This is a genomic window from Variovorax sp. 01T439_2 (assembly GCF_056398445.1).
In genome coordinates, this window is record NZ_JBFTPJ010000912.1 from 1 (window position 1) to 2,356 (window position 2,356).

The 2,356-nt window shown below is 63.3% G+C and carries 3 protein-coding genes; all 3 read left to right on the forward strand.

All coding sequences use genetic code 11. The annotated features are described in order from the left end of the window. The first annotated feature begins 43 nt into the window (after positions 1-43). The 3 genes from AC1DOC_RS29680 to AC1DOC_RS29690 all read left to right on the forward strand — a co-directional run bounded on the left by AC1DOC_RS29680 (position 44) and on the right by AC1DOC_RS29690 (position 1,984). Entirely contained in the window at positions 44-160 is a 117-nt protein-coding gene (locus AC1DOC_RS29680; protein ID WP_478131124.1) for a helix-turn-helix domain-containing protein, read from the forward strand. 82 nt (positions 161-242) lie between these two features. After that, on the forward strand, positions 243-455 hold the full coding sequence (locus AC1DOC_RS29685; protein WP_478080696.1) for a phage head-tail joining protein: 213 nt from the start codon (positions 243-245) through the stop codon (positions 453-455). Between the two features lie 2 nt (positions 456-457). Next, on the forward strand, positions 458-1,984 hold the full coding sequence (locus AC1DOC_RS29690) for a phage portal protein (protein ID WP_478080695.1): 1,527 nt from the start codon (positions 458-460) through the stop codon (positions 1,982-1,984). Positions 1,985-2,356 lie beyond the last annotated feature (372 nt).

Below are 2,356 nucleotides of genomic sequence, written 5' to 3' on the forward strand. Positions count from 1 at the left end.
CGTCTACATCTCCCGCCGCTCCAGCGAGGCGCTCGCGCACCAGGTGCTGTCGCTGTTCAACGGGCGCAATGCGACGGAGGTGGCCAGAAGCCTGAATATCAGCAGGGCCACCGTGTATCGGGTCCTCAAACAGTCCGCCCCTCGTGACCGTTCCCCGTGAAACCGTCTCATTTTTTGCCTTAACTTGAGACAGCCGCGCCGGTAGCGTTGGCAGCCTACCGCCAATGCAGCCAGGAGCACCTATGGCCATCACCACCGACGAACTCAAGCAGATGGAGTCCGTCTATTACAGCGGCCAGAAGTCCGTCAGCTTCAATGGTCGCACCGTCGTCTACCAGGACATGAAGCAACTGTGGGAGGCGATCCTCGTAGCTCGCCAGGAGCTGGCTGCGGGAACGCCGAACGCGGCGGGCGGACAGCGTCGCTTCACCTTCACGACCATGCGGGGCTTCTGACCATGGCACGCCGCAACATCATTGATCGCATCGTCGGCTACTTCAGTCCGGGCAATGGCCTGCGCCGGCAGGCCCAGCGGCAGATGCTGACGCGTGCCTACGAAGGCGCGAGCCGCGCCGACGGGTGGGTCCCGCAGCGGGCGGGCGCATCGGCGAACGCCGACCATGCGCGCGATGGCCGCGAGCTTCGAATCCGCTCGCGAGCATTGGTCCAGAACGTGCCGTACATCGCCCAGGGTCTCCGCTCGCTGGTCGCCAACGTCGTGGGCGTCGGCATCACGCCGACGTGGGCAGACGCCCGCACCGCCGACAAGCTGAATACGGCCTGGGCCAAGTGGGTGAAGGAATGTGACGCCGACGGCCGCACGAACTACTACGGCATGCAGGCCGCGGCATACCGGGCGATGCAACAGGACGGCGAAGTCATCGTGCGGCTGCGCCCGCGGCTCAAGAGCGATGGCTTGACCGTGCCGCTGCAGTTGCAGCTGCTGGAGATCGACTTCCTGGATTCGGACAAGTGCACCGAACTGCCGACCGGGGGCCGCATCGTGAACGGCATCGAATACGATCCGCTCGGCCGGGTCGCGGCGTACTGGCTGTTTGACCAGCATCCCGGCGACGTGGTGCGCCTCGCGCGCGCCGGCTACATCAGCCGCCGCATCGATGCGCAGTACATCATCCACCTGTTCACGCCGGACAGGGCGGGGCAGGGCCGCGGCTTCCCGCGCATCGCGCCGGTCATCGCCCGGGTGCGCGACCTGCAGCTCTACGAAGACGCCGAGCTCAACCGAAAGAATCTCGAAGCGCGCATCAGCGTGCTCGGCTCCGGGAGCATTGAACTGCTGGCCGCCCAGGGCGAAATGACACTGCCTGGCGGCGCGCAGGGCGCGCTGCCGCGCACAGGTGAGACCCTCGGCGCGCTAGGCAGCGGCGGCATCATGAACATGCCCATTGGCACCAATTTCACGGTGGTGCAGCCGCAGGCGATGCCGGGGTATGTCGAGTACGTGAAGCACCAGCTGCACCTCATCGCCGCGGGCTTTGGTGTGACCTACGAAATGATGACCGGCGACGTGTCGGAGGTGAACTTCAGCAGCGCGCGCGTGCGCATGCTGGACTTCCGCCGCGAGGCCGAAGTGGAGCAATGGAGCCTGCTCGCCCCGAACCTCTGTGATCGCGTGTGCCGCGCGTTCGAAGATGCAGCGGCGCTGGCGGACATCGTGCCGTGGGCGTCATACCTTTTCTATCACTCCACGCCGAAGTGGTCGTATGTCGATCCTTCGAAGGACGTGAATGCCGACCTGGCCGAGATCTCCGGCGGGCTTTCGAGCATCAGCGAAAAGCTGCGCCAGCGGGGCTACAACCCCGATGACGTTTACAAGGAGCTGGCGAGCGACATCGAAAAACTGCGCGACTTGGGCGTACTTGAGGTCTTGGGCGGATGGCGCACACCTTCTCCGAATGCGAGCACAACAGAGATCTCTAAGGGAGCTGGCAAAGGCGCGGAAACCGCGAGAACAAGCAAGTAGCGCGGAAAGGGCACAGGCCAGCCGCTATTCGGGGAAGCGGGTTGGGTCTCGCAGTAGTTCCTCCCCGTTCTTGTCGAACACTACGCCATCACGCTGAACGAACCGAGTGCCTCTTGCCATGAGCGTCTGAATGGCCTTACTTACTATCAAAGGTCTAATTCCTAACTTTGATGCGATTGGTTGATGGACGCCTGGCTTCCATGGCTGCTCTGGGAGCAACTTATTTACTTCGACTAAAAGATCCTCATCCACGACGCCCGGGGACCGTCCTGGTGGGTTTCCGGGTACCGACCGACGCCCCTCAACTAAATTACCTTCTAGGGCCCAAGACTTCCGACACACTTCAGCGATGGCGTTTAGGTCATCCTGGCC